The sequence below is a fragment of the Pseudomonas sp. VMV1 genome (genome assembly GCF_056790235.1).
The window spans coordinates 1-25,123 of the sequence record NZ_JBXGSE010000005.1; the positions used below are offsets into that span (position 1 = coordinate 1).

At 63.4% G+C, this 25,123-nt stretch carries 28 protein-coding genes, 3 tRNA genes and 1 pseudogene; 13 read left to right on the forward strand and 19 right to left on the reverse strand.

Going from position 1 to position 25,123, the window contains the following annotated elements; genetic code table 11:
* Window positions 1-319: 319 nt before the first annotated feature.
* Window positions 320-427: pseudogene (locus ACUCV0_RS16215) on the reverse strand (tRNA 5-methoxyuridine(34)/uridine 5-oxyacetic acid(34) synthase CmoB); the annotation flags it as partial.
* 362 nt (window positions 428-789) lie between these two features.
* On the opposite strand from ACUCV0_RS16215, the gene gacA reads away from it, so the two are divergent.
* The 6 genes from gacA to ACUCV0_RS16245 all read left to right on the forward strand — a co-directional run bounded on the left by gacA (window position 790) and on the right by ACUCV0_RS16245 (window position 4,293).
* Window positions 790-1,434, forward strand: coding sequence for a response regulator transcription factor GacA (gene gacA / locus ACUCV0_RS16220; protein ID WP_059316865.1), 645 nt, complete (start codon window positions 790-792; stop codon window positions 1,432-1,434).
* Window position 1,435: 1 nt separating this feature from the next.
* On the forward strand, window positions 1,436-3,262 hold the full coding sequence (gene uvrC / locus ACUCV0_RS16225) for an excinuclease ABC subunit UvrC (protein ID WP_482213134.1): 1,827 nt from the start codon (window positions 1,436-1,438) through the stop codon (window positions 3,260-3,262).
* A gap of 31 nt (window positions 3,263-3,293) precedes the next feature.
* Window positions 3,294-3,854 (forward strand): CDP-diacylglycerol--glycerol-3-phosphate 3-phosphatidyltransferase, encoded by a 561-nt coding sequence (pgsA, locus tag ACUCV0_RS16230; protein WP_059314738.1) that lies wholly within the window; start codon window positions 3,294-3,296, stop codon window positions 3,852-3,854.
* Window positions 3,855-3,915: 61 nt separating this feature from the next.
* Window positions 3,916-3,991 (forward strand) — tRNA-Gly (locus ACUCV0_RS16235).
* Window positions 3,992-4,027: 36 nt separating this feature from the next.
* A tRNA-Cys gene (locus ACUCV0_RS16240) sits at window positions 4,028-4,101 on the forward strand.
* A 105-nt stretch (window positions 4,102-4,206) separates the two neighbouring features.
* Window positions 4,207-4,293 (forward strand) — tRNA-Leu (locus ACUCV0_RS16245).
* 43 nt (window positions 4,294-4,336) lie between these two features.
* On the opposite strand, the gene ACUCV0_RS16250 is transcribed toward ACUCV0_RS16245, so the two are convergent.
* The 6 genes from ACUCV0_RS16250 to sseA all read right to left on the reverse strand — a co-directional run bounded on the left by ACUCV0_RS16250 (window position 4,337) and on the right by sseA (window position 9,052).
* Window positions 4,337-4,597 (reverse strand): hypothetical protein, encoded by a 261-nt coding sequence (locus tag ACUCV0_RS16250; RefSeq protein ID WP_059314739.1) that lies wholly within the window; start codon window positions 4,595-4,597, stop codon window positions 4,337-4,339.
* A gap of 126 nt (window positions 4,598-4,723) precedes the next feature.
* Complete coding sequence (locus ACUCV0_RS16255) at window positions 4,724-4,951, reverse strand: TIGR02450 family Trp-rich protein (protein ID WP_482213135.1); 228 nt, start codon at window positions 4,949-4,951, stop codon at window positions 4,724-4,726.
* Window positions 4,948-5,613, reverse strand: a complete 666-nt coding sequence (locus ACUCV0_RS16260; RefSeq protein ID WP_482213136.1) for a gamma-glutamylcyclotransferase — start codon at window positions 5,611-5,613, stop codon at window positions 4,948-4,950. Before ACUCV0_RS16260 ends, ACUCV0_RS16255 begins: the two co-directional genes overlap by 4 nt.
* A 212-nt stretch (window positions 5,614-5,825) precedes the next feature.
* The gene (ahpF, locus tag ACUCV0_RS16265) at window positions 5,826-7,385 is read right to left on the reverse strand and encodes an alkyl hydroperoxide reductase subunit F (protein ID WP_482213137.1); all 1,560 of its coding nucleotides are present in this window, start codon (window positions 7,383-7,385) and stop codon (window positions 5,826-5,828) included.
* Window positions 7,386-7,468: 83 nt separating this feature from the next.
* The gene (gene ahpC, locus ACUCV0_RS16270) at window positions 7,469-8,032 is read right to left on the reverse strand and encodes an alkyl hydroperoxide reductase subunit C (RefSeq protein ID WP_482213138.1); all 564 of its coding nucleotides are present in this window, start codon (window positions 8,030-8,032) and stop codon (window positions 7,469-7,471) included.
* Window positions 8,033-8,200: 168 nt separating this feature from the next.
* Window positions 8,201-9,052 carry a 3-mercaptopyruvate sulfurtransferase gene (gene sseA, locus ACUCV0_RS16275; RefSeq protein ID WP_434776467.1) on the reverse strand — a complete coding sequence of 284 codons (852 nt, stop codon included), beginning with the start codon at window positions 9,050-9,052 and terminating at the stop codon, window positions 8,201-8,203.
* A gap of 114 nt (window positions 9,053-9,166) precedes the next feature.
* Here sseA and epsC point away from each other — a divergent pair, with 114 nt between their 5' ends.
* Window positions 9,167-10,111 (forward strand): serine O-acetyltransferase EpsC, encoded by a 945-nt coding sequence (epsC, locus tag ACUCV0_RS16280; RefSeq protein ID WP_059314745.1) that lies wholly within the window; start codon window positions 9,167-9,169, stop codon window positions 10,109-10,111.
* On the opposite strand, the gene tcyN is transcribed toward epsC, so the two are convergent.
* The 5 genes from tcyN to ACUCV0_RS16305 all read right to left on the reverse strand — a co-directional run bounded on the left by tcyN (window position 10,102) and on the right by ACUCV0_RS16305 (window position 14,157).
* Entirely contained in the window at window positions 10,102-10,866 is a 765-nt protein-coding gene (gene tcyN, locus ACUCV0_RS16285) for an L-cystine ABC transporter ATP-binding protein TcyN (protein WP_482213139.1), read from the reverse strand. The genes epsC and tcyN overlap by 10 nt on opposite strands.
* Entirely contained in the window at window positions 10,863-11,537 is a 675-nt protein-coding gene (gene tcyL / locus ACUCV0_RS16290; RefSeq protein ID WP_059314747.1) for a cystine ABC transporter permease, read from the reverse strand. Before tcyL ends, tcyN begins: the two co-directional genes overlap by 4 nt.
* Window positions 11,534-12,331, reverse strand: coding sequence for a cystine ABC transporter substrate-binding protein (gene tcyJ, locus ACUCV0_RS16295; protein ID WP_434776469.1), 798 nt, complete (start codon window positions 12,329-12,331; stop codon window positions 11,534-11,536). The genes tcyL and tcyJ overlap by 4 nt, the downstream gene beginning before the upstream one ends.
* Before the next feature lie 111 nt (window positions 12,332-12,442).
* Entirely contained in the window at window positions 12,443-13,435 is a 993-nt protein-coding gene (locus ACUCV0_RS16300) for a D-cysteine desulfhydrase (RefSeq protein WP_482213140.1), read from the reverse strand.
* A 68-nt stretch (window positions 13,436-13,503) separates the two neighbouring features.
* The gene (locus ACUCV0_RS16305) at window positions 13,504-14,157 is read right to left on the reverse strand and encodes a 7-cyano-7-deazaguanine/7-aminomethyl-7-deazaguanine transporter (RefSeq protein WP_482213141.1); all 654 of its coding nucleotides are present in this window, start codon (window positions 14,155-14,157) and stop codon (window positions 13,504-13,506) included.
* Window positions 14,158-14,349: 192 nt separating this feature from the next.
* Here ACUCV0_RS16305 and ACUCV0_RS16310 point away from each other — a divergent pair, with 192 nt between their 5' ends.
* The 3 genes from ACUCV0_RS16310 (at window position 14,350) to ACUCV0_RS16320 (ending at window position 16,642) form a co-directional block, all read left to right on the forward strand.
* Window positions 14,350-15,387, forward strand: a complete 1,038-nt coding sequence (locus ACUCV0_RS16310) for an NADP(H)-dependent aldo-keto reductase (RefSeq protein WP_059314751.1) — start codon at window positions 14,350-14,352, stop codon at window positions 15,385-15,387.
* A gap of 197 nt (window positions 15,388-15,584) precedes the next feature.
* Complete coding sequence (locus ACUCV0_RS16315; protein WP_482213142.1) at window positions 15,585-16,289, forward strand: glutamine amidotransferase-related protein; 705 nt, start codon at window positions 15,585-15,587, stop codon at window positions 16,287-16,289.
* A gap of 11 nt (window positions 16,290-16,300) precedes the next feature.
* Window positions 16,301-16,642 (forward strand): antibiotic biosynthesis monooxygenase family protein, encoded by a 342-nt coding sequence (locus tag ACUCV0_RS16320; protein ID WP_482213143.1) that lies wholly within the window; start codon window positions 16,301-16,303, stop codon window positions 16,640-16,642.
* On the opposite strand, the gene ACUCV0_RS16325 is transcribed toward ACUCV0_RS16320, so the two are convergent.
* Together ACUCV0_RS16325 and ACUCV0_RS16330 are read right to left on the reverse strand one after the other, a co-directional pair.
* The gene (locus ACUCV0_RS16325; RefSeq protein ID WP_482213144.1) at window positions 16,608-16,982 is read right to left on the reverse strand and encodes a hypothetical protein; all 375 of its coding nucleotides are present in this window, start codon (window positions 16,980-16,982) and stop codon (window positions 16,608-16,610) included. The two genes, ACUCV0_RS16320 and ACUCV0_RS16325, sit on opposite strands and share 35 nt — an antisense overlap.
* Window positions 16,983-17,133: 151 nt before the next feature.
* A complete protein-coding gene (locus tag ACUCV0_RS16330) occupies window positions 17,134-17,616 on the reverse strand; it encodes a hypothetical protein (RefSeq protein WP_482213145.1) in 483 nt (160 codons plus the stop codon).
* A gap of 239 nt (window positions 17,617-17,855) precedes the next feature.
* On the opposite strand from ACUCV0_RS16330, the gene galU reads away from it, so the two are divergent.
* Entirely contained in the window at window positions 17,856-18,686 is an 831-nt protein-coding gene (gene galU / locus ACUCV0_RS16335) for a UTP--glucose-1-phosphate uridylyltransferase GalU (protein ID WP_059314756.1), read from the forward strand.
* 126 nt (window positions 18,687-18,812) lie between these two features.
* Window positions 18,813-20,186 (forward strand): glutathione-disulfide reductase, encoded by a 1,374-nt coding sequence (gene gorA, locus ACUCV0_RS16340; protein WP_313647568.1) that lies wholly within the window; start codon window positions 18,813-18,815, stop codon window positions 20,184-20,186.
* A 23-nt stretch (window positions 20,187-20,209) separates the two neighbouring features.
* Here the strand turns inward: gorA and ACUCV0_RS16345 are convergent, their stop codons facing one another.
* The gene (locus ACUCV0_RS16345; protein ID WP_482213146.1) at window positions 20,210-21,217 is read right to left on the reverse strand and encodes a bile acid:sodium symporter family protein; all 1,008 of its coding nucleotides are present in this window, start codon (window positions 21,215-21,217) and stop codon (window positions 20,210-20,212) included.
* Between the two features lie 76 nt (window positions 21,218-21,293).
* Here ACUCV0_RS16345 and ACUCV0_RS16350 point away from each other — a divergent pair, with 76 nt between their 5' ends.
* Entirely contained in the window at window positions 21,294-22,088 is a 795-nt protein-coding gene (locus ACUCV0_RS16350) for an AraC family transcriptional regulator (protein WP_482213147.1), read from the forward strand.
* Window positions 22,089-22,091: 3 nt separating this feature from the next.
* Here the strand turns inward: ACUCV0_RS16350 and ACUCV0_RS16355 are convergent, their stop codons facing one another.
* Genes ACUCV0_RS16355 through ACUCV0_RS16370 form a run of 4 tightly spaced genes read right to left on the reverse strand, consistent with a single transcriptional unit; the run spans window position 22,092 to window position 25,103 of the window.
* A complete protein-coding gene (locus tag ACUCV0_RS16355) occupies window positions 22,092-22,748 on the reverse strand; it encodes a glycosyltransferase family 2 protein (protein ID WP_482213148.1) in 657 nt (218 codons plus the stop codon).
* Entirely contained in the window at window positions 22,745-23,344 is a 600-nt protein-coding gene (locus ACUCV0_RS16360) for a methyltransferase (RefSeq protein ID WP_482213149.1), read from the reverse strand. The genes ACUCV0_RS16355 and ACUCV0_RS16360 overlap by 4 nt, the downstream gene beginning before the upstream one ends.
* Complete coding sequence (locus tag ACUCV0_RS16365; protein ID WP_313647570.1) at window positions 23,341-24,102, reverse strand: PIG-L family deacetylase; 762 nt, start codon at window positions 24,100-24,102, stop codon at window positions 23,341-23,343. The genes ACUCV0_RS16360 and ACUCV0_RS16365 overlap by 4 nt, the downstream gene beginning before the upstream one ends.
* Window positions 24,090-25,103 (reverse strand): acyl-CoA dehydrogenase, encoded by a 1,014-nt coding sequence (locus ACUCV0_RS16370; RefSeq protein WP_420480515.1) that lies wholly within the window; start codon window positions 25,101-25,103, stop codon window positions 24,090-24,092. The genes ACUCV0_RS16365 and ACUCV0_RS16370 overlap by 13 nt, the downstream gene beginning before the upstream one ends.
* Window positions 25,104-25,123: the final 20 nt, after the last annotated feature.

Consider the following 25,123-nt stretch of genomic DNA (forward strand, 5'->3'; position numbering starts at 1 on the left):
AATTTTGGCGGGAGTGCCCAGGGATTTGGGCGGAGAGGCCTGCAGGCGGAAGCTGGAAAGCTGGAAAGCCATGCGGTTGAGGCTGCCCTAACCCTCTCCCGGGGGAGAGGGGACTAGAAGCCGTGCGGCTGAGGCTTAAGCGGCGCTTGCTGGATCAGGTGCGGCTTGAGGTCTGCAAAAGCAAAAAAAACAGCCCGGCTGCGCCGGGCTGTTATGGCCCTCGCGGCCATGGGCCGCTCCTACAAGGAGTCATACCGTAGGAGCAGCCCATGGCCGCGATCAGGTGTTTATCGCTATGGATGACCATGGAGCTGAATCGTAGGCCATCCACGGAGGGCAGTAACCAGACATTGCGCATCTGCGCATAACTGCCCCTGGTATCAGGATCGTAGCGGGCGCCTTCGACGACCTGGGTTTCCAGGACCAGTTAGCCAATGCTGTCTCCTGACGTGGATCCCATGTTGGGCTTCGCAGTGCTCAGCCCAACCTGCGACGACTTCCAGATGGACCTGAAGTGGTACGGCGGGGCTCAGGGTACCGTTGGTAAGAGCATTGGTATTCGGGCCGGAATGAGCCGAGATCCGCTTCATTTCACTGGGCTTTTTCGGTATACAATGCCCAGTGGCCTAAGGCCGGTAGGCAAGGGGTGCGCAGCGTCGTACCCCTTTTTCTTTGCATGACCAATCAAATTTATAGCGTAGCCTAGGATCTTATCCCTTGAACGTTAGGGTCCGCGGACAGTTGTTAGGTGACGCAAGCGATGAAAGCGCAAGCGAAGGGGAGTCGATTTTGATCAAGGTGCTGGTTGTCGACGATCATGATCTTGTTCGGACTGGCATCGTGAGGATGTTGGCGGATGTGGCAGGAATCCAGGTCGTTGGCCAGGCAGACAGTGGTGAAAATGCACTGAAGCTGGCTCGTGAGCTTGAGCCGGATGTCGTTCTGATGGATGTCCGAATGCCTGGCATCGGTGGACTTGAGGCCACGCGCAAGCTCTTGCGCACTCGATCCGACCTGAAGGTGGTTGTCGTGACTGCTTGTGAGGAAGATCCCTTTCCGACCCGCCTCCTGCAGGCAGGAGCGGCCGGCTATCTGACCAAGGGGGCCGACATCGAAGAGATGATCACTGCCATCAAGCAGGCCTTCGCGGGTCGCCGTTACATCAGTGCGCAGATTGCTCAGCAGCTGGCTTTGAAGCCCTTCCAGTCGAAGGCTGAAGCCTCTCCTTTCGATCAACTGTCCGAGCGTGAGATCCAGATTGCGCTGATGATCGCTGGCTGTCAGAAGGTCCAGGTGATATCCGACAAGCTTTGTCTGTCGCCCAAGACCGTCAACACCTATCGCTATCGAATCTTCGAGAAATTATCGATTACCAGCGATGTCGAACTGGCCATGTTGGCTGTTCGCCATGGCATGGTAGATGCAACGAGTTGATATGAGCCAATCTTTCGATGCTGCAGCTTTTTTATCCGGCTGCAGTGGACGTCCGGGTGTTTATCGGATGTTCGATGAGGGCGGTAAGCTCTTATATGTAGGCAAGGCCAAGAATCTCAAAAACCGTCTTTCCAGCTATTTTAGAAAGACTGGTTTGGCGCCGAAAACGGCGTCCATGGTGTCCAAGATCGCCCAGGTCGAAACCACCATCACCGGCAACGAGACCGAAGCGCTCTTGCTGGAACAAAACCTCATCAAGCAATGGCGTCCGCCTTACAACATCCTGCTAAGGGATGATAAATCCTACCCCTACGTTTATCTCTCTACCGAGGATCAGTATCCTCGGCTGACCATTCATCGTGGAGAGAAGAGAGGGAGGGGGCGCTATTTCGGGCCGTATCCCAGTGCTGGAGCTATCCGCGAAAGTCTCAATCTGCTGCAGAAAGCCTTTCAGGTGCGGCAGTGCGATGACAACTATTTCCGTAATCGCACGCGGCCGTGCCTGCAGTACCAGATCAAGAGGTGCAAGGGCCCCTGTGTCGCCCTGGTAAGCGAGCAGGAGTACGCCGAGGATGTGCGTCACTCGGCGATGTTTCTCGAGGGGCGTAGCAACGCTCTGGCGGAAGAACTGCAAGTCAAGATGGAAAGCGCCTCGGTCAATCTGCAGTTCGAGCGAGCGGCAGAGCTGCGTGACCAGGTAGCGCTCGTCCGTCGTGTGCAGGACCAACAGAGCATCGAGGGTGGTACTGGCGATGTCGATGTCATAGCCGCCCTGGTCAATCCTGGTGGAGCCTGTGTGCATCTGGTCACCGTCCGAGGTGGGCGCGTACTTGGTAGCAAGAATTTCTTTCCGGAGGTGGGTATCGAGGAAGACTCCAGCGAAGTCCTGGCTGCCTTCCTGGAACAGTATTACCTCGCCTATCTGGAACGCGATCTGCCTGAAGAGATCATCGTGAATTCCGTACATGAGGATTTCGCCACGCTGATCGATGCCTTCGCCGAGGTACACAAGCGCCAACTAGTCATCACCCATCGAGTGCGTGGTACCCGGGCGCGCTGGCAGCAGTTGGCGGTGACCAATGCGGAGCAGGCGCTGAACACGCGCTTGGCCAACCGCCAGCACATGGGGGTTCGCTTCGATGCCCTGGTGCAAGCGCTGGATCTACCCGAGCCGCCGCAGCGGCTGGAATGTTTCGATATCAGTCATTCCAGCGGCGAAGCGACGGTGGCGTCTTGCGTCGTATTTGGGCCCGAGGGTCCGCTGAAATCGGACTATCGCCGCTACAACATCGAAGGCGTCACCGCAGGTGATGACTATGCCGCCATGCATCAGGCGCTCACCCGACGCTTCAGTCGCCTGAAGGCGGGAGAGGGCAAGCTGCCGGATATTCTGTTGGTGGACGGTGGCAAGGGCCAGTTGGCCATGGCGCGGGAAGTGCTCAGGGAGCTGGCGGTACCGGACCTGGTCCTGCTCGGCGTCGCCAAGGGTGTCACCCGTAAACCTGGGCTCGAGGTGCTTTATCTGGACGATCCTTCGAACGAATTTACCCTGCCAGCTCATTCGCCAGCACTGCATCTCATCCAGCAGATCCGCGATGAGGCGCACCGCTTCGCCATCACCGGGCATCGCGCACGTCGTGGCAAGGCGCGGCGGACGTCATCGTTGGAAGAGGTCGCGGGTATAGGTCCGAAGCGCAGGCAGGAGCTCCTGAAGCACTTTGGTGGCCTACGCGAGTTGCAGCGTGCCAGTATCGAGGAAATCGCCAAAGCGCCAAGCATTAGCAAAAAGCTGGCCGAGCAGATTTATGCGGCCTTGCACAGCGAGTAGAATCGCCTCACGTTCATCAATAGCCGCGCCAATGAATATTCCAAATCTGCTTACCGTACTGCGCGTCTTTCTCATTCCGCTCTTCGTCATCCTGTTCTATCTGCCGGTCCACTGGAGCTACTGGACGGCCAGCACCGTCTTTGCGATTGCCTGTGCGACGGACTGGCTGGATGGGTATCTGGCTCGTCGACTGGGGCAGAGCACACCCTTTGGTGCCTTTCTGGACCCGGTAGCGGACAAGCTCATCGTCGCCGTGGCCCTGGTGCTGCTCGTTCAGGAGCACGCCAATGCCTGGCTGACGCTGCCTGCCGTTATCATCGTCGGGCGAGAGATAGTGGTCTCGGCGTTGCGCGAGTGGATGGCGGAGCTGGGTGCCCGGGCACAGGTCGCGGTATCGAATCTGGGTAAGTGGAAGACGGCGGCGCAGATGCTCGCGCTGGTCATCCTGCTGGCCAATCCGCCGCAATTGACCTTCTGGGTGATCAGCGGTTACACCTTGCTCATCGTCGCCGCGGCGCTGACGCTGTGGTCCATGTACACCTATCTAATGGCGGCCTGGCCCCATCTGATGAGTGCTGAGAAAAAGAAATAAGTTTTTTGAATCAATGGCTTGACATGGTGGGTGGCTCATATAGAATGGCGCCCGTCACCAAGCGGGAATAGCTCAGTTGGTAGAGCACGACCTTGCCAAGGTCGGGGTCGCGAGTTCGAGTCTCGTTTCCCGCTCCATGTTTTACATGAGTGTCGCAAGACATTCAGGTTTGAGGCCGGGTGGCAGAGTGGTCATGCAGCGGATTGCAAATCCGTGTACGCCGGTTCGATTCCGACCTCGGCCTCCACTATTGAGAGCCCCGTAGATTCAGGTCTACGGGGCTTTTCATCATCCAGGGATGTATAAATACTGGATCACGTTTTACAAGCCTGCTTTACGTGGGTTTGGTTTTGCCCGAGTGGTGAAACTGGTAGACACAAGGGACTTAAAATCCCTCGACTTAACGGTCGTGCCGGTTCGATTCCGGCCTCGGGCACCATCCAATTGAAAAAGGCCACTCCTGTATGAGTGGCCTTTTTCGTTTAGGAAGGAATCGTCCAGTAGGGTGTTTCGTCGGCGTCGCGTTCGATGCGCGAGCGGCTGTCGAAGATGAAGGCTTCGAGCATGGCGGCATCGAGCAGCTCGGTACGGGCGATGGGGCGTTTGAGTACCGACTGGCCGCTGCGGGAAAAGACCTCGACGTCGTAAGCTCGCTGATCTCTTGTTGAAATCACACAGCGCAACGGCTCGAAGCCGCCTTTCAGGGTATTGAAGGCGCTGGCGAGTTCGACATAAAGGGTCATCCGGAAGAGCTTCCTGTTCAAAGGTGGCACTGTGACAGCATCGACTGCTACAGGGTTTCACCTTTGCAGAACAGTGCCGTCATATCGCGATGCTAGTCGCAAAATCCCGGCCCTGCGTTCGGAGTTTCATTGCCAGCCTTGCAGCCAGCATTCTGCATCCTGCAACTCGTGCCAGTCCAGCGTCCAGGTGTGACGAGTGAGAACGGCTTGTAGATCTATTTGCGAGATGGGGTCGGTCTCAACTTCCGGGGGGTGGACGCGGGTGACGATAAAGTGCTTTTGCCGTTCGCGTGGTTGGACAGCTGTCCACTTGCTCAGCAACAGCTTCTTGGGGTTGATCTGTCGCGATTTCATCCCTGCATCGCCTCCAGCAGCGGTGCGCTGCGATAACGCTGCAGCAGGGCTTCCAGGTTGCGATCGGGCATGGCATGGGCCCTGAGCGCCGAAATGGTGCGTTCGACGTACTCCAGGGTGGTGCCGAAATGGCCGGAGGCTTCGGTCAGCACCCGATTGAGGATGTCGTCCGGCAGATTGCCCGCGTAGCAGGGGAGGTTGCGTTTCAACACGAAACCGAGCGCCTGCACCTTGCTGCCATCTTCCAGGTGGCATTGCAGCCAGCGGGGGCGGTAGGAGCCATCCGGCATCTCGCGCTTCCACAGGGCCAGCAGATGGTCATCCAGCTGTTCATCGGGCAATTGGTAGGCGAAGCCCGAGCAAGAGCCGCCACGATCCAGACCCAGTACCAGGCCAGGCTGCTCCGGTGTACCGCGATGCAGCTGCGACCAGAGATAGAGGCCGCGGTGATAGCCGTGCACCCGCGCGCGACGTACGGCGACGGTCGGGCACTCGGGGCGCCAGATCAGCGAGCCGTAGGCGAACAGCCAGACGGGGCCAGGCTGGCGTTGGGCCAGGGTGGCTTCCAGAGAGGCGACGAGCTGCGGATGGGTGAGCGGCGTGGCAGGCGCGAGTTTGGGTGGATAGGAGTCGTGGATGCTGGAAGAAATCTGTCTGTGCATGAATGGCCTGTTCCTCAACCGCTGGAGCTGCCAGGTCTGCAGGACCCGGCCATAAGATCCTAACGAAAGTCCGAGGAGAACTCCTAGACCGTTCGTGCCCATCTTTATGACGCTTGGTTAGGTTGCAGCGAGAAACATGCCAAGGCGCTTGGGAAACACGCAGATGAAAAAAAGCCCGGCAGATGCTGGGCTGGAAAAGCAGAGCGGATCGATTAGGCGCTGGTACGAATCATGTGATCGAAGGCAGCCAGGGACGCCTTGGCACCTTCGCCCAGGGCGATGACGATCTGCTTGTAAGGTACGGTGGTGACGTCACCTGCGGCGAAGACGCCAGGCAGGGAGGTCTGGCAGCGGGCGTCCACTTCGATCTCGCCACGCGGCGACAACTCTACGGTGCCCTTGAGCCAATCGGTGTTGGGGACCAGACCGATCTGCACAAAGACGCCTTCGAGCTCAATGTGATGGAACTCGCTGGAATTGCGATCCTTGTAGACCAAACCGTCGACTTTTTGACCATCACCTTTCACTTCGCTAGTGAGGGCGCTGGTGATGACGGTCACGTTGGGCAGGCTGAACAACTTGCGCTGCAGTACGGCGTCGGCACGCAGCTGGCCGTCGTATTCGATCAGGGTCACCTGGGCGACGATGCCGGCGAGGTCGATGGCGGCCTCGACACCCGAGTTACCACCGCCGATCACGGCAACGCGCTTGCCCTTGAACAGGGGGCCATCGCAGTGGGGGCAGTAGGCCACGCCGCGGTTGCGGTATTCCCGTTCGCCTGGGACGTTCATTTCACGCCAGCGGGCACCGGTGGCAAGGATCAGCGTCTTGGCCTTGAGCGAGCCGCCATCGGCGAAGCGGACTTCGTGCAGGCCGCCGACTTCATGAGCCGGAATCAGCTGCTCGGCGCGCTGCAGATTCATGATGTCGACTTCGTACTGCTTGACGTGTTCTTCCAGCGCCATGGCGAGCTTGGGACCTTCGGTCTCCTTGATGGAGATGAAGTTCTCAATGGCCAGGGTATCCAGCACCTGACCGCCGAAGCGCTCGGCGGCGACGCCGGTACGGATGCCCTTGCGTGCAGCGTAGACGGCTGCTGCGGCACCGGCAGGGCCACCGCCGATGACCAGGACGTCGAAGGCGTCCTTGGCGTTGAGCTTGTCGGCGGAGCGGGCAGCGGCGCCGGTGTCGAGCTTGGCAACGATTTCTTCCAGGCCCATGCGGCCTTGGCCAAAGGGTTCGCCGTTGAGGTAGACGCTAGGCACGGCCATGATCTGGCGGCGCTCAACTTCTTCCTGGAACAGGGCGCCGTCCACGGCGACGTGCTTGACCCGGGGATTGAGCACGGCCATCAGGTTCAGCGCCTGGACCACGTCCGGGCAGTTCTGGCAGGACAGGGAGAAATAGGTTTCGAACTGGTAGTCGCCGTCGAGGGCCTTGACCTGCTCGATGACGTCCTGGCTGGCCTTGGATGGATGGCCGCCGACCTGCAGCAGTGCCAGTACCAGGGACGTGAATTCATGGCCCATGGGCAGACCGGCGAAGCGCAGGTTGATGTTCTGGCCGGGGGTCAGCAGGGCGAAGGAGGGACGACGCTCATCGCTGCCGTCGGTGTTGAGGCTCACCTGATCGGACAGGCTGGCGATGTCCTGCAGCAAGCTGTGCATTTCACGGGACTTCGCGCCATCGTCGAGGGACGCGACGATCTCGATGGGGCGCGTGACGCGTTCGAGGTAGGTCTTGAGCTGGGCTTTCAGATTTGCGTCCAACATGGCGACGTGGCTTCCGTAAAAAATGGGCAAAAAAAGAGCGCGCGGGCAAGGCGCCCGGGCGCTCGGGCTAGATCAGGCGGGCGTTAGATCTTGCCGACCAGGTCCAGCGAGGGGGTCAGGGTCGCTTCGCCTTCTTTCCACTTGGCGGGGCAGACTTCGCCCGGGTGGTTGGCGACGTACTGGGCAGCGCGGACCTTGCGCAGCAGCTCGCTGGCGTCACGGCCGATACCGTTGTCGTGGATTTCGCACAGCTTGATCTGGCCTTCCGGGTTGATCAGGAAGGTGCCACGCAGGGCCAGGCCTTCTTCTTCGATCAGAACTTCGAAGTTGCGTGCCAGGCGCGCGGTGGGGTCGCCAACCAGCGGGTAGTTGACCTTCTTGATGGCGTCCGAGGTGTCGTGCCAGGCCTTGTGGGCGAAATGGGTGTCGCAGGACACGCCGTAGATCTCGACGCCCAGCTTCTGGAACTCGGGGTACAGGTCAGCAAGGTCTTCCAGTTCGGTGGGGCACACGAAGGTGAAGTCAGCCGGGTAGAAGACGATGGCGGACCACTTGCCCTTCAGATCGGCCTCGGTCACCTGGACGAATTTGCCGTTGTGGTAGGCAGTCGCGGTGAAAGGCTTCGCTTCGGTGTTGATCAGGGACATTGATGACTCCTTGATGGGTTTAAGTCAGGGTTGAAATCGATAGGACGCATACTAATCGCATTTCGACGATTCACCTCATTGTTAAAGGCGATGTCGGCGATTGGGCGTCTCTATCGAATACTACAGGTTTTGTGTGAAATCAGAGTCTTAGCGCTGGCAAGCCCGGCGCTAGGCGGAGCCTAGGACCTTGATGGTGGCCGGGTGCTGCCCCCATTCGCTCCAGGAGCCGTCGTAGAGTCGCCCATCCGGCAGCCCTGCGACATTGAGCGCGAGCAGCAGGACCGCCGCGGTAACACCGCTGCCGCAACTGGTGATCACCGGATGCAGGCCATCGACGCCCAGTGCCTGGAAGCGCTGGCGCAATTCCTGGGGTGGCAACAGGGTGCCGTCTTCGGCGAGCAGGCTGTCATAGGGGAGGCTTTGGCTACCAGGCATATGGCCGGATGCCACGCCCGGGCGTGGCTCGGGGATCTCGCCAGTGAAGCGCTTGGCGCCACGCGCATCCAGCACCTGGGTCTGGCCTACGCTAAGTGCGGTCTGGACGTCGCCCAGGCCGCAGAGCAGGCGATTGTTGAGGATGGTGGGATAGGGCGGCTGGGGCACGGGCTGGTTCACGCCAGCTTCCAGTGGCAGCCCCTGGTCACGCCAGAGCGGCAGGCCGCCATCCAGGACCGCGACCTGATCGTGACCGAACAGGCGGAATAGCCACCAGGCGCGAGCGGCGGAAAAGAGGCCCTTCTGGTCGTAGATCACCAGGGATGTCGTGGGTGTGACACCTAGCTCGCCAGTGAGTCTGGCGAAGCGCCCGGCGCTGGGTACCATGTGCGGCAGCGGCGTATCCGGATCGGAAAAGTGTTCGATGTCGAAACGCAGGGCACCGGGAATGTGCTGCTGCCGATAGGTTTCGTCGGCGACCTGAGGCTCGTTCGGTAGATAGAGACTGGCATCGAGGATCATGAGATCCGTGCGGCCGAGTTGATCTTGCAGCCAGGCGGCGGTGACCAGCGGGGAGGCGATCATGGAGCACTCCTTGATGGGCGAAGGGCGACAGCTTACCGCGCCTGGTGCGACGCAGGCTGTCAGGGATGATCGGATACTTTATCCTCGTCAGCCTGGCAACTGGATAGATGACTTATGAGCGAATTTAATGGGCAACCCACGGGTGGCAACGACTGGCAGCTGAGTCGCATCGTTGGCGAACTGCATGCCGCACGCAGCCAATGGCGCGAAACGCACGGGCGCTTCCGTGAATTCAGCGGCCGCGAACTGCCGTCACGCAGTGTCATGGCCAGCGTGATCGAATCCCTGAGCGGCGCGCTCTTTCCGCTGCGGCTCGGACCGGATCAGCTGCGCCAGGAAAGCGAGGACTTCTATGTCGGCTTCGAACTGGAACGCGCGCTCAATGCCCTGATGATCCAGGCGAAGCTGGAGCTCGACTATTTCGGCAAACAGCGTGGTGAGAACGGTGTCGATCGCGCCGACGAGGCCCGGCGGCTGGTACAGGCCTTCGCCCTGGCCCTGCCAGATCTGCGCCGTCTGCTGGACACCGACGTCATCGCCGCCTACCAGGGCGACCCGGCCGCGCGCAGCGTGGACGAGGTGCTGCTCTGCTATCCGGGCATCCACGCCATGATCCACCACCGCATCGCCCATCATTTCTATCGCAGCGGGCTGCCGCTGCTGGCGCGCATGGTGAGCGAGCGGGCACATTCGGCCACTGGCATCGACATCCACCCGGGCGCCCAGATCGGCGAAGGCTTCTTCATCGACCATGGTACCGGCGTGGTGATTGGCGAGACCTGCATCATCGGTGACCGGGTACGCATCTATCAGGCGGTGACCCTGGGCGCCAAGCGCTTCCCGGCCGATGCCGAGGGCAACCTCAAGAAGGGGCATCCGCGCCACCCCATCGTCGAGGACGACGTGGTGATCTATGCCGGGGCCACCATCCTCGGGCGCATCACCATCGGCCAGGGCTCGACCATTGGCGGCAACGTCTGGCTGACCCATGGCGTGCCAGCCAACAGCAACGTCAGTCAGGCCAGCCTGCAGGGGTGTGCCGGTCTGGCTCAGGAGTAGTCGGCAGCGCTATCACGAACGAACTTGGCAAGAAAACGCCGGGTTCGTTCCTCCCGCGGTCGATTGAACAGCTCGGCCGCCGGGCCCTGTTCGACGATGTGGCCACCGTCCATGAACAGCACGCGGTGGGCGACGTCGCGGGCGAACGCCATCTCATGGGTCACGATGAGCAGGGTACGGCCTTCCTGGGCCAGCCCACGAATCGTCTCCAGCACCTCGCCGACCCGCTCGGGATCGAGCGCCGAAGTCGGTTCGTCGAAAAGAATGGCCTGAGGCCGCATGGCCAGCGCGCGAGCGATGGCGACCCGTTGCTGCTGCCCACCGGACAACTGCCCTGGATAGCTGTCGGCCTTGTCGGCCAGGCCGACCTTGGACAAGAGTTCGCGGCCGTGGGCGAGGGCGCTGGCACGGTCCTCGCCCTGGACGATGAGCGGGCCTTCGATTACGTTCTCCAGCGCGGTGCGATGGGGAAACAGATTGAAGTTCTGGAAAACGAAACCCATGCGCTGGCGCACCTGGCGGATGGTCGCCTGCTGGGATTTCAGCGGCCGGCTCGCGTCGATGGTCAACTCGCCCAGGCGGATGCTGCCGGCATCCGGCGTTTCCAGCAGGTTCAGGCAGCGCAACAGGGTGGTCTTGCCCGAACCGCTGGGGCCGATGATGGCCACCACCTCGCCCTGGGCTACCTCCAGATCGATGGCCTGGAGCACGGTCTGCTGCCGGAAGGACTTGGACAGCCCCTTCACCTGGATCATGACTGGCCTCGTTCGTTGATGTGGCGCCCGTAGTGCCGTTCCAGCCGGTTCTGCAAGGTGGACAGCAGGCTGGCCAGGATCCAGTAGAGCAGTGCTGCCGCCAGATAGAGACTGAAGATCTCGAAGGTGCGGGCGGTGATCAGCTGGGCCTGGCGGAAGAGTTCGGGCACCTGGATGGTGGCGGCCAGCGAGGTGTCCTTCACCAGTGAAATGAAGCTGTTGCCCAGCGGTGGCAGGGCGATGCGCAGGGCCTGGGGCAGGATGGCGCGTCTCAGGGTCTGCAGGGGCGTCATGCCGATGCTGGCGGCGGCTTCCCATTGGCCGCGGTCGATGGCACCGATGGCCGAGCGAATGATCTCCGCCGTATAGGCCGCCATGTTCAGCGAGAAGCCGATCAGTGCCGCCGGGAGCGGATCGAGTTGCAGGCCCAGCTCGGGCAGGCCGTAGTAGATGACGAACAACTGCACCAGCAGCGGCGTACCCCGGAAAAACGAGATGTACAGCCGCGCGAGGCTACGTAGCAGCAGATTGGATGAACGCCGCAACAGGGCCAGGCCGAAGCCCAGCAGCAGTCCGAAGAACATGCCGCCAAGGCTCAGGACCACGGTCCAGATCGCGCCCTTCAGCAGGAAGGGCAGCGAATCGAGCAGGAGCTGAAGGGTGCCACTCATTGGGTGACGTCGGCCTTGAACCACTTCTCGGAGATCTTCGCCAGGGTGCCGTCAGCGCGCAGCTTGGCGATGGCCTGGTCGACCGCGGCGTGGAATTCCGGATCGCCCTTGCGCTCGGCGACGCCCGATTCCTGACGGCTGAAGGGTTCGCCGGCCAGTGCCAGGCGGTCCTTGGTCTTGGACAGCAGCTCCAGGGCGGCCAGGCGGTCGACGAGGATGGCGTCGATACGGCCTACGCGCAGGTCCTGGTATTTGGTCGGGTCGTCTTCGTAGGTGCGGACATCCGCCTTGGGTACGTTCTGGCGCAGCCACTGCTCATAGTTGGTGCCCAGACCGACGCCGACCTTCTTGCCGGCGAGATCGGCGGCGGTCTTGATGCTGTCGACGTCGTCCTTGCGTACCAGGGCCTGGATGCCGGAGACGGTGTAGGGGGTGGAGAAGTCATATTTCTTCTTGCGCTCCTCGCTGATGGTCACCTGATTGATCACCACATCCAGGCGACGTGACTCAAGGGCGGCCAACAGGCCGTCCCACTTGCCGGGCTGGATCTTGGCATCGACGCCCAGTTCCTTGGCCAGGGCCTTGGCGAAGTCCACTTCGAAACCGGTCAGCTGGCCCTGCTCGTCCTGGAAGCTGAAGGGCGGGTAGGTACCCTCCAGCCCGACGACGAGCTGGCCGCGCTGCTTGACGGTCTGCAGCAGGTCTTCGGCCTGAGCGGTGGCCTGGTGCGCCAGGCCCAGGGCCAGCAACAGGGCAGCACTACGGAACAGACGCTGGGAGAGAGGTTTGCGCATGAGGTGATCCTTGAGTGTATGAGGGTGCGCCACTATGGGGGTGTCTGATCTGACATCCCAAGTCCGAAAACTGCTGACGTTATGCCATCGCCCAGTCAGTTGGCTAGCCGATCAAGCCAACCAATCGCCGTAGGCAAAGGTGCCCGGCGCCCCGCCGGTGTGCAGGAACACCACTGGCCCGGGTGGCAGGGCATCGGTAGTCACCAGATCCAGCAGGCCGGCCATGGCCTTGCCGGTATAGACCGGATCCAGCACCAGGCCTTCCAGGCGGCCCAGGCAGCGGATGGCGGCCAGGGTGCCAGGATTGGGTTCGCCATAGCGTGGGCCGAAGTAGCCGTCGCGCAACACCGGTGGATCCTCAGGCGCGGTGACTTCCAGCAGCTCGGCAAGGTGTTGGCGCAACAGGGCTACCTTGGGCAACTGCTCGGCCTGAGTGCGTGAGACGGTGATGCCGATCACCGGCATGCCCGGTCGCAGATGATGGAAGGCGAGGTCCAGCCCGGCCTGGGTGCCGGCGCTGCCGGAGGCGAGAATGACGGCGGCCGGTTGCAGGTCCAGGGCATCCAGTTGCCCGGCCAGCTCCAGACCGGCGCGGACATAGCCGAGAGCGCCCAGGGCACTTGAACCGCCGATGGGGATCACACGTGGCGTGCGCCCCTGCTGGCGCAGGCGCTCGGCCTCGGCTTCCAGCTGATTGAGCGGATCATCGAGGGCCGCGACCGAACGGATCTGGGCGCCAAACAGCTCCAGTAGAAGGCGATTGCCGCCGTGCAGATAACCAGGATCTGTTGTGCCGATGGGGTTTTCCAGCAGGGCGACGCAGTCCAGCCCCTGCTGGGCCGCGACGGCCGCGGTCTGGCGAACGTGGTTGGACTGGATGGCGCCCGCGGTCACCAGGGTGTCGGCACCGGCAGCCAGGGCCTCGGCGACGAGGTACTCCAGCTTGCGCACCTTGTTGCCGCCCAGGGCCAGGCTGGTGGTGTCGTCGCGCTTGCAATAGATCGGTCGGCCAAGTTCCGCCGACAGCCGTGGCAGCACATCCAGCGGGGTTGCCGAGGGTTGTAGCGTCAGGCGCGGGAAGCGGGCGAGGGCGGTGGCGAGCATGGCGAGGCCTGATGCGGGGAGCGAGTCGTCACTCTAGGCCGAAGCCGCGCTCGCCAGCAATCCTGGCTTCAGGCCAGATCGGGGCGGCGCGCCAGGGCCCGGGGCACCAGGGAGCGCAACAGCACCCCGTAGAGCGGCACGAAGAGCAGCAGGCTGACCGTCAGCTTGACGCCATAGTCGACCAGGGCGATCTCCGGCCAGTGACTGGCCATGAAGGGGTTGTCGCTGCGCCAGAAGGCCACGAAGAAGAAGGCGAGGGTATCGAGCCCATTGCCGAACAGGGTCGAGGCGGTTGGCGCCAGCCACCAGTGGGGTGAGCGCCGCAGCCGGTCGAACACCTGGATGTCGAGCAGTTGGCCGAGCACGTAGGCGCAAAAGCTGGCCAGCGAGATGCGCAGGACAAAGACGTTGACCACGGCCAACGCCGTCCAGCCCTGGAAGCCGCCGTCCTGGAACAGCACGGAAACCAGGTAGGAGACCACCAGCGCCGGGACCATTACCCGCGCGATGACCTGGCGCGCAGGAGCCTTGCCCATTATCCGGACGGTAAGGTCGGTGGCCAGGAAGATGAAGGGGAAGCTGAAGGCGCCCCAGGTGGTATGCCAGCCGAAGAGCTGCAGCGGGAGCTGCACTAGGTAATTGCTGGCGATGATGATGAGGATGTGGAAACCGACGAGGGCGGCCACCAGGGCACGCCGCGGCGTAGCAGGCAAGGCAGACATGGGCAGTCCTTTTTTGATTACCTGGGGTGAGGGAACCCAGGGCGCTGAGGCGGGGCGGCATTCTACGGATTCATAATGCCCCTGGCGAGTGCGGCCCGGCGGGGGATGACCAAAAGACCCCGTTGAGCGATGGGCAGACCCCTCGGGCTCCTGATAACTTGTACGACTTCCGCACGAACAGAGAGCTTCCAGATGCACTTTCGATCGCTGGGTCGTACCGATCTCAAGGTTAGCGCCATCGCGCTGGGCACCATGACCTGGGGTGAGCAGAACACCGAAGCCGAGGCCTTCGAGCAGCTGCGCGCTGCCAAGGCTGCCGGGGTCAACTTCATCGACACGGCGGAGATGTATCCGGTACCGCCGCGCGCCGAAACCTATACCCGTACCGAAACCATCATCGGCAACTATTTCCGCCAGCAGGGTGACCGCGCCGATTGGATACTGGCCAGCAAGGCGGCCGGCCCCGGGCGCGACATGGACTATATCCGCGAGGGCGGGCTGGCGTTCACCAAGGCCAATCTCACCGCGGCGCTGGATGCCAGTCTCAAGCGCCTCAACACCGACTACCTGGATCTCTACCAGCTGCACTGGCCGGATCGCCGGACGAACTACTTCGGTCAGCTGGGTTATGAGCACAGCGAGGCGGCCTTCACGCCCCTGGAGGAGACTCTCGAAGCCCTCGACGGCCTGGTGCGCGCGGGCAAGGTCCGCCATGTGGGCCTGTCCAACGAGACGCCCTGGGGCGTACAGCAGTTTCTGCACCTGAGCGAGACTCGGGGCTGGCCACGGGTGGTCTCCATCCAGAATCCCTACAACCTGCTCAATCGCAGCTTCGAAGTCGGTCTGGCCGAGCAGGCCATCCGTGAGCAGGTGGGCTTGCTGGCCTATTCGCCGCTCGCCTTTGGCGTGCTGGCTGGCAAATACCTGCAGGGCGCCCGTCCGGACGGTGCCCGGCTGACCCTGTTCGAGCGCTTCCAGCGCTACAGCAATCCCCAGGCGCAGCGTGCCGCCCAGGCCTATGTCGAGTTGGCGCGGGACCGTGGTCTGGATCCGGCGCAGATGGCCCTGGCTTTCGTCACCAGCCGCCCCTTCGTGACCAGCAACATCATAGGCGCCACCTCGCTCGCCCAGCTGGAAAGCAATCTGGCGAGCAGCGAACTGGTACTGGACAGCGAAACGCTGGCCGCCATCGAAGCCATCCACGTCGCCCAGCCCAATCCGGCGCCTTGATCCACGCGGCACGCCAACGCCCGGTACAGCACTGTACCGGGCGTGTTTTTTGGGGAGATCCAGTGGCCAACAGGGGCAGTCGGTACGGCTGCGCTCGACAGGGCAGCGGCGCAAGGCCTGCTGACCCTGACGCCTATTAAAACCTTGGCCTTGACGCCCTAGAGTCGGACCTTTCCTCACGCGTGCAGGTGTCCGCCATGGCGTCATACGAGATCGTGCTCCTGGGTGATCAGGATGCTTCCATCCTCGCTCATCAGGCCATTCCACAGGCCCTGGCGCTGGCTGCCACGGAGCTTGGCGTCGTACTGCGGTCGCGCTGGCTGCCGAGCGTGGAGGCGGATGGCGCGCTGCGCGCCTGTGACGGGCTCTGGTGCGTCCCGGGCAGCCCCTATCGTAATCGTGAAGGTGTCCTGGCGACGATCCGCACGGTCCGGGAGCAGCGGATTCCGTTTCTCGGTACCTGCGGCGGTCTGCAGTATGCGTTGCTGGAATACGCCCACTCGGTGCTGGGCTGGGCCGATGCCGCCCACGCCGAGGAAAATCCATTGACGACACGGGCATTGCTGGCGCCGCTGAGCTGTGCCCGCGTTGAATTTCACAATGAACTCCGTCTGCTACCGGATTCGCGGCTGATAGGGCTGGACGGAAGCGAGCGGGCCCGGGCTGCCTATCATTGTCGCTTCGGCGTGAATGCCGAATACCTGCCGGCGCTGCTCGCCGCGGGCTGGCGCGTGCTGGCCTGGGATGACGAAGAGCTGCCGGTCGCCTTCGAACTCCAGACCCATCCCTGTCATTTCGGCACCCTCTACCAGCCGGAACGCGAAGCGCTGGCCGGGCAGGTGCCGGTGGCGGTGCGGTCCTGGCTGAAGGCGGTTATCGCCGCCCGGGCAGGGCAGCCATGAGCCGGGTGGCCGTGCCTGAGGACTGCGTAGTCGTCGCCTTCGTCTCACAGCGCGCGGGCGAGGATCCCGGCTATGAGCGGATGGCCAGGCGCATGCTGGAGCTGGCGCAGGAGCAGCCGGGCTTTCTGGGGGTGGAGTCGGTGCGTGACGCCGATGGCCTGGGCATCACGCTGTCCTACTGGGTCGACCAGGCCTCCGCGGCGGCCTGGGGCACCCATCCGGAGCATCGCGAGGCGCAACGGCTGGGCCATGAACGCTGGTATCGCTGGCATGACACCCGGGTCATGCGGCTGCTGTCGTCGCGGTCCGGGGCCGCCGTCACTCCACCCGAACCGCCCCCAGGGCCGGCGTGACGCGAATCCAGCCGACGCGGCTGTCTTCACCGATCAGCATGACCTTCTTCCAGGGGCGAAAGGGCGCGCTGTCCAGGACCAGGATGCGATCACCGGGGTTGAGCAGGGTGATCAGCTGGCGGTTGGCGACCACGCTACGTTCCGGCATGGAGGGATACTGCATCAACGGAATCTGCCCGCCGCGAATCTGCCAGGTCTCGCCGCTGGAGGCGTTGATGAAGGTGGGCAGGCGCGTCAGCACGATGGCCAGCGCGAAGAACCCCAGCAACAACAGGACGAAACGATGCGTCACCGTGCGGGCGGCGGCGATATCGGGTGACAGCTTTCCAAGCGAGGACATGGAAAAGGCTCTGGGCGGCAGGACGGTGGAGCTTGAATGCTACCGTCAGGCGGCCAATTGACATCATTCGAATGAACGAAAGGTCAACGGCTACTCATTCGCCAGTGCCAGAGTGTGACCGGCCGCAAAGCAGCCGGCTAGAGAGGCCGCCTCAAGGGGCCAGTTGGCGAGTGACTTCCACGGCCTTGTCGAAGGACGGATAGCCGCTCTTGGCCACCGCGAGCTCCGCATAGGCGCTCTTGTAGGTCTGCGCCTGGATGGGATCCGCCTCGGGCACCAGGAAGGGATCGGTGTACATGCGATAGAGCAGGGCGTACGCCAGGGGATAGTGGTGGCTGGCCGACGTGTTCAGCAGTTCCAGTACATCGTCGGTCTGCGGCCCCTGCTTGATGGCCACCATCGCCCGGTAGAATTCCACCTCCCCATCGGCACTGCTGCCACCGTTGCGCAACAGCAGGGCATCCGCGAGCTTGAGCTGTTCTTCACTGCCGCCCAGCACCAGCAGCTTGGCCTGCAAGAGGTCGTTCTGGCGCAGCAGGGTGGTCTGTTCCGCGGTCAGCGGGCGCATCTCCTCGGCCTCGTGGTGACCGCCCAGGGAGCAGCCGGCGAGTGAAACACACAGCAACGGGAGCATCCATTTCTTCATATCGAGATCTATCCGCGGAGTCGTGACGCTGGTTCCAAACTTTGGACGATAGCAGTTCTTTGGCGCTTTGCGCAGAACCGGAAGCCAATCCTGGAGTCGTATCCGCACGTCCACTGAGCGCCCATGCCTGGCTATTTCCAGCGTCGCGCGCTTCGGGCATTGTATGCGACAAGCGGCTGGATAGACCGCCGTTCGTTTCGCCTTCACGTACAGATCAAAGGACTCCCATGATCACCAAATGTCTGTTTCCGGCAGCCGGCTATGGCACTCGTTTTCTCCCCGCGACCAAGGCCATGCCCAAGGAAATGCTGCCCATCGTGAACAAGCCTCTGGTGCAGTACGCCGTGGAGGAAGCTCTGGAGGCGGGCCTGCATCAAATCGGAATCGTCACCGGCCGTGGCAAGCGTTCGCTGGAAGACCATTTCGACATCAGCTACGAGCTGGAAAGCCAGATCAAGAACACCGACAAGGAAAAGTACCTGGTCGGCATTCGTAAACTGATCGACAACTGCACCTTCTCCTACACCCGTCAGGTGGAGATGAAGGGCCTGGGCCACGCCATCCTGACCGGCCGTCCGCTGATCGGTGACGAGCCCTTTGCCGTGGTGCTGGCGGACGACCTTTGCCTGAACCTCGACGGCGACAGCGTCCTCAAGCAGATGGTCAAGCTCTACAACCAGTTCCGCTGCTCCATCGTGGCCATCCAGGAAGTCCCGGCCAACGAGACCAACAAGTACGGTGTGATCGCCGGCGAGATGATCCGTGACGACATCTACCGCGTGAACAACATGGTCGAGAAGCCCAAGCCGGAAGATGCTCCTTCCAACCTGGCGATCATCGGTCGCTACATCCTGACGCCGGACATCTTCGACCTGATCGAGCAGACCGAGCCGGGCAAGGGTGGCGAGATCCAGATCACCGACGCCCTGATGAAGCAGGCTCAGGACGGTTGCGTGCTGGCCTACAAATTCAAGGGTCAGCGGTTCGATTGCGGTAGCGCGGAAGGCTTCGTCGAAGCCACCAACTTCTGCTTCGAGAATCTGTACAAGGCGCTGTAAGCCGCTGCGTGCAGTCGAGGAGGCCACCTACGGGTGGCCTTGTCGTTTCTGGCGGCTGGCCACTGGCACCGCGCCATAGGGTAGCTTGCGTTATGCTGACGCCAGCAGCAGCAGAGAGAAAGCTTCATGACGACCTATGATTTCGACCTCTTCGTGATAGGCGCCGGTTCGGGCGGGGTGCGTGCCGCGCGCTTCGCCGCCGACCTCGGTGCCCGGGTGGCGGTAGCGGAAAGCCGCTACCTGGGTGGCACCTGCGTCAACGTGGGCTGCATGCCCAAGAAGTACTTCATCTACGGCGCCTCCTTTCGCGATGAATTCCGCCAGGCGCGTGGCTATGGCTGGGATGCCGAGGTGCCGGCCTTCGACTGGAATACCCTGGTCGCCAGCAAGGACCACGAGATCCGCCGGCTGAATGGCATCTACCGGGCGCTGCTAGTCAACAGTGGGGTGACCCTGCTGGAAGCCCACGCGCGCATCCTCGACCCCCATACCGTCGAGGTGGAAGGCCAGCGCTACCGGTGCGAGCGCATCCTCATCGCCACCGGTGGCTGGCCGGACGTACCCGACTTCCCGGGGCGCGAGCACGCCATCACCTCGAACGAGGCCTTCTACCTGCCTGAGCTGCCCAAGCGGGTCGTGGTGGTGGGCGGTGGCTACATCGCCGTGGAATTCGCGTCGATCTTCCAGGGGCTCGGTGCCAAGACCACCCTGTTGTATCGCCGGGAGCTGTTCCTGCGTGGCTTCGACCGCGGGGTGCGCGAACATCTGCGCGACGAGATGCTCAAGCGTGGCCACGACCTGCAATTCAACGCCGACGTGGCGCGGATCGACAAGGCCGCTGATGGCAGCCTGCAGGTGACGCTCAAGGACGGTCGCGTCCTGGAAGCCGATTGCGTCTTCTACGCCACCGGCCGCCGGCCGATGCTGGATGACCTGGGCCTGGAAAACACGGGCGTCGCCCTGGACGAGCGCGGCTTCATCGAGGTGGGCGAGACCTTCCAGACCTCGGAGCCCTCGATCTATGCCATCGGCGACGTCATTGGCCGGGTGCAGCTGACTCCCGTTGCCCTGGCCGAAGGCATGACCTTGGCGCGCCACCTGTTCAGTCCGGACAGCTATCGTCCGCTGAACTACGATCTGATCGCCAGCGCCGTCTTCAGCCTGCCCAACCTGGCCAGCATCGGCCTGAGCGAGGAGGAGGCCCGCGAACGGGGCCATCGGCTGAAGATCTTCCAGAGCAGCTTCCGGCCCACCAAGCTGAGCCTGACCGAGGTGCAGGAGCGCACCCTGATGAAGCTGGTGGTGGATGCCGACAGCGATCAGGTACTGGGCTGCCACATGGTCGGACCGGACGCCGGCGAACAGATCCAGTGCCTGGCCATCGCCCTCAAGGCCGGGGCGACCAAGGCCTGCTTCGACGACACCCTGGGTATCCATCCCACCGCCGCGGAGGAGTGGGTGACGATGCGCAAGCCGGTCCGCGAGGACGAGGCGCGCTAGTCAGGCGCCTCACCTCCAGGGGATCACTTGGGAAGCGGCGCCGCGACGGGCGCGGCTTCCACCGCCTCACGCCGGGCATAGCGCTGCGCCAGCACCGCGCAGACCATCAGCTGGATCTGGTGGAACAGCATGATCGGCAGCAGCACCGGACCCATGGTGCTGCCGGCGAACAGCACCTTGGCCATGGGTACGCCCGTAGCCAGGCTCTTCTTGGAGCCGCAGAAGACCACGGTGATCTCGTCTTCCTTGCTCATGCCCAGCAGCCGTGCGCTGTAACAGGTGGCGAGCAGCACCAGGGTCAGCAGGGTCGCGCAGATGAACACCAGGCCCACCAGCGACAGCATCGGCGTTTCTCGCCACAGGCCTTCGATCACCGCGGCACTGAAGGCGGTATAGACCACCAGCAGGATGGAACCCTGGTCGACGAACTTGAGCTTGCCCTTGTGGCGGTCCACCCAGTGGCCGATGACCGGACGCAGCAGCTGGCCGGCGACGAAGGGCAGCAGCAACTGGACGCAGATCTTGACGATGGCATCCAGGGTGCTCTGGCCGTCCGAGCCGCCATGGGCGTCGAGCAGCAGCCGTACCAGTAGCGGCGTGAGGAAGATACCTAGCAGGCTGGACAGGGAGGCACTGCAGACCGCCGCCGACATATTGCCGCGGGCCATGGAAACGAAGGCAATGGAAGACTGCACCGTGGCCGGCAGGGCGCACATGAACAGCACACCCAGGTAGAGCTCCGGCGTCACCAGGGGCGCCAGCAGCGGCTGCAACGCCCAGCCGAGCAGCGGAAAGGTGACGAAGGTGAAGGCGAACACCAGCAGGTGCAGCCGCCAGTGGGTGATGCCCGCCACCAGTGCCTGGCGCGACAGCTTGGCGCCGTGCAGGAAGAACAGCAGGCCGATGGCGATGTTGGTCACCACGTTGGCGATTTGGGCCGCGAGGCCGCGGCAGGGCAGCACGCTGGCGAGGATCACCGTGGCGACCAACAGCAGGGTGAAGTTATCGGGCATCAGGCGGGGACGAGCCATGGTCTCTCTCGGGTTGTCTGCGAATAGCCTCAAGGCTATCGTCTCCTGACCTAGCCGACTAACGCGAAAAGCCCCAATGATGTCGTCAAACGGACAGTCTGCGGTCGAACGTCCCGTTCCCGAACTCACCAACCTGCCGCGGCGCCTCTATGCCCGGGTCGAATCCCTGGCGCAACCCGCCTGGACGCCCTGGCACCGGCACCCCTGGGGGCAGCTGTCCTATGCCATCAAGGGTGTGCTGACGGTGACCACGGCCGAAGGCAGCTACGTGGCACCGCCACAGCGGGCGGTGTGGATCGCCGCCGACGTCGAGCACCAGGTGCGCTCTTCGCCCAAGGCCGAGATGCGCAGTCTCTATGTGGGCGCCGAGGCGGCGCCCTACGTAGGCGAGCGCTGTCGGGTGGTGGCGGTGAGTCCGTTGATTCGCGAGCTGATCAAGACCTTCAGTGGCTTCGCGCGGGAGTATGACGAAGCAGGGCCCGAGGGTAGGCTGGTGGCGGTGATGCTGGACCAGTTGCAGGCGGCGCCGAAAGTGGGGCTGTCCCTGCCGGCGCCGCAGGACGGTCGGTTGCGTCTGCTGTGCGAGGCGCTGGCGGCCAATCCGTCGGACGAACGCACCCTGGCGCAGTGGTCAGGGGTGCTGGGGGCTTCGGAAAAGACCCTGAGTCGGGCCTTCCTGCGTGATACCGAGTTGACCTTCCGAACCTGGCGGCAGCGGTTGCGGCTGATCAGTGCGCTGGAGCGCCTAGAGCAGGGCGTTGCGGTCACGGAAGTCGCCCTGGACTGCGGCTACAACTCACCGTCGGCCTTTATCGCCGCCTTTCGCCGGCAGTTCGGCGCGACACCCGGGGCTTTCGCCTTGGGCGTCTAGGGATCAGGCGGTGGCGCCGAGGAGGCTCAGGTAATCACCAAAGCCACCCCGGGCGCGGCAATCCAGCCGCGAGCTGGTACGGACGCGTACGCTGTTGCTCCAGGCGATCCGCGCGCCCTGGGTCTTGAGCGCCGTGACCAGGCTGACGTCCTCGTCCACGGTCATGGACGGGAAGCCCCCAGCCTGCAGATAGGCCGTCGCCGAGATGCCGAAGTTGGCGCCATGGATGTGCTGATGGCCTTCACGGTCATGATAGGCCGCCTCGTAGCGGGCTCTCAGGCTGGGCGAATGGGGAGCCCAGTCGTCCACCTCGACTACGCCACAGACCGCGTCGGCACCATAGGCGAGCTGGGCGGCGAACCAGTCCGGCGCCACCTCGGAGTCCGCATCGGTGCAGGCCAGCCAGCGGGCGCCGCGTTGGATCAGATGGGCCGCGCCCGTCGCCCGGGTCAGGCCCACGTTGCACGCCCAGACCTCCAGGGCGGTCACCGGCAGACGCCGGACGATGTCGGCGGTGCCATCGGTGCAGCTGTCCAGAACGATGACGATCTGGACCTCTTCACCCAGCAGGGCCGGATGCCGTGCGGCGCGTAGAACGGATTGCAGACAGCGTTCGACGTGTTGCTCTTCGTTATGGGCAGGTATCACGGCACCTATCATAGAAGCTGCTCCCGGCGGGCGACGGAGGTGGGGTCGGAGGACCAGAGGGTAAGGACGAAATCGGCTTCTTCGAGCTGGCTCAGGCGGTGCAGGCCGGGCAGAGCGGCCATTCGCGCGTGGACCTGGTCGCCGGTCAGGGCGCACCCCTCGATGGGATGGCGCCAGTGGCAGCCGAGCAGTACGCCGCCAGGGAGCAGGGCACCTTGCGCCTGCGCCAGCAGGGTGTCGAGACCGTCAGTGCCGAGGTAATAGCCGATCTCGCTGATGACGATGAGATCGAAGCTGCCTTGCGGCCATGCGCTGGGCAGCAGCAGATGACGCACCTCGACATGGCCCTGGTCGGCCAGGCGTTCGCTGGCGGTGGCCACCGCCGAGGCGTTGCCGTCGCTCACCAGCAGCCGGTCGCAGCGCTCGGCCAGGCGGCGTGACAATTCGCCGGTGGAGCAACCCGGTTCATAGCCCTGGGCATAGCGTTGGTGAGGCAGCATGGCCAGGGTCAGGTCGCGCTTGCGCGCTTCGTACCAGCGGTGGCGATAGTCCCAGGGGTCTTCACTGTCGGCGTAGAGCGAGTCGAAATAGTTCATGGAGACGGTCATGTGAGGTAGACCTCCCAGGCACGCGTCAGGCGGGTGACGACGGTGTCCGGCAGAATCGGCCCCTGGCCCGTGCTGCTGTCCTCGGTCAACTGACTGCCGAAGGCATTCACCGCCTGCTTCTTGAGCGCCACGACGTCGTCTTCCAGATCGAGGCGCTGGGCGCGGGCCCAGGGTACCCGGGCATCGCCGGGCGCCGCCCAGTGCCAGGTCCAGATCGGCACCTCGATGCAACGGGCTCCCCGCACCCGGCAGGCTTCCACTGCGGCGCGGCCGGTGGCCTCGTGATCGGGGTGGCCATCCAGGCGCCAGGTGGCGAAGACCACGTCCTCGGGCGTGAGGAAATCCAGCAGGCGTTGGCACAGGAGGTCTTCCTGCTCGCTCACCTGGCCATCGGGGATCGCCAGCCGGGTCACGGTGGTACGCTCCAGCTGCAGACGGCGCAGGGCCTCGCGGGTTTCCAGTGGTCGAGTGTTGCGTAGTCGGCTGGCTGGCCACAGCGTCGATTGCGGATGGCTGCCATCGCCGTCGGTGACCGCTACCAGCGCCAGGCGCCGACCCAATTCGCCCAGCAGGCAGAGCAGCCCGCCGCAACCGAGAATCTCATCATCCGGGTGAGGGGCGACGACCACCGCCCGGTGCCCCGGTGGTACCAGCTGGGAAGCTTCCACGGCCGGCATGTCGGCAAAGCCGCTCCACTGCAGCCAGGCTTCGGGTGTGGTGCCTGTTCCTTGAATCTGACGATCACCTACAGTTGCCAAGGAGCACCCTCCAGCAGATTGAGATCACCCAGCACGGCCAGGTCGCGTTCGGCGTGGCTCTGGCGCAGATAGACGGGCAGGTCCGCCATATGGCGCGCGCAATAGGCGTCACGACACAGCGGAGCGGCGCCAAAGGCGCGACCGGCATGGCGAATAACGATCTCCGAGCACTGTTCCACCACGGCACGTAACTGGCAGATGGGATAGCGGGCGTCTGCGGTGGGTTCGCGATCTATCCAGGCGGCCGCCTGGCGAAGCGCGGTCGCCGCGCCAAGCAGGGCGGCGTCCACATGCCCCAGGTGGGCCAGGGCGTGAGGTTCGCGATGGCGCTTGCAATGGGCCCGCAAGGTATCGGCCAAGGCGGTAGCCGACCCATACCAGCAGGCCGCGATGCCGCCACCGCCATGCCAGAAGCCGGGACGATGCAGATAGCGACCCGGCGCGCCAACGAGAACGCCCGCGGCGCCGTCGAACAGGACGTCGACGCTACCAGTGGCCTGCATGCCCACGGCGCGCCAGCCGTCCTGCGTCACCTCGACGCCGGGTTGATTCATTTCCACGGCGACCAGCATCGGATGATCGTCCATCCAGGCGGTCACCAGCGCGTGGCTGACCAGCGAAGCGCCCGAGCACCAGGACTTGCGGCCATGCAGGGTGACCATGCTGTCGGCGCCATAGCGGACCAACAGGCGCGCATCCGGCGGTTCGGCCGCCCAGACACCCCAGAGGCTGTCGGGCAATGGTACGAAACCATCCAGTTCGCTCAGGATGGCGAGGGCATCGGTGTGGCCTTCGTACAGCTTGACCAGACCCAGGTCGTGATTGGCCACCTTGGCCAGGGCGCGCCAGCGATCCAGGGTCTGACCCTGGCCTGGCAGCGGCAGGCGGTCGAGACCACGCTGATTGAGAATCTGGAGGCGGTGTTGCAGCAGTACAGGAGTGACCTCTTCATAGGCCCACTCGTCCAGGGTGTCCTGAAGGCTATCCAGATCGATCGACATCGGCTCCATCCCGTGGCTGG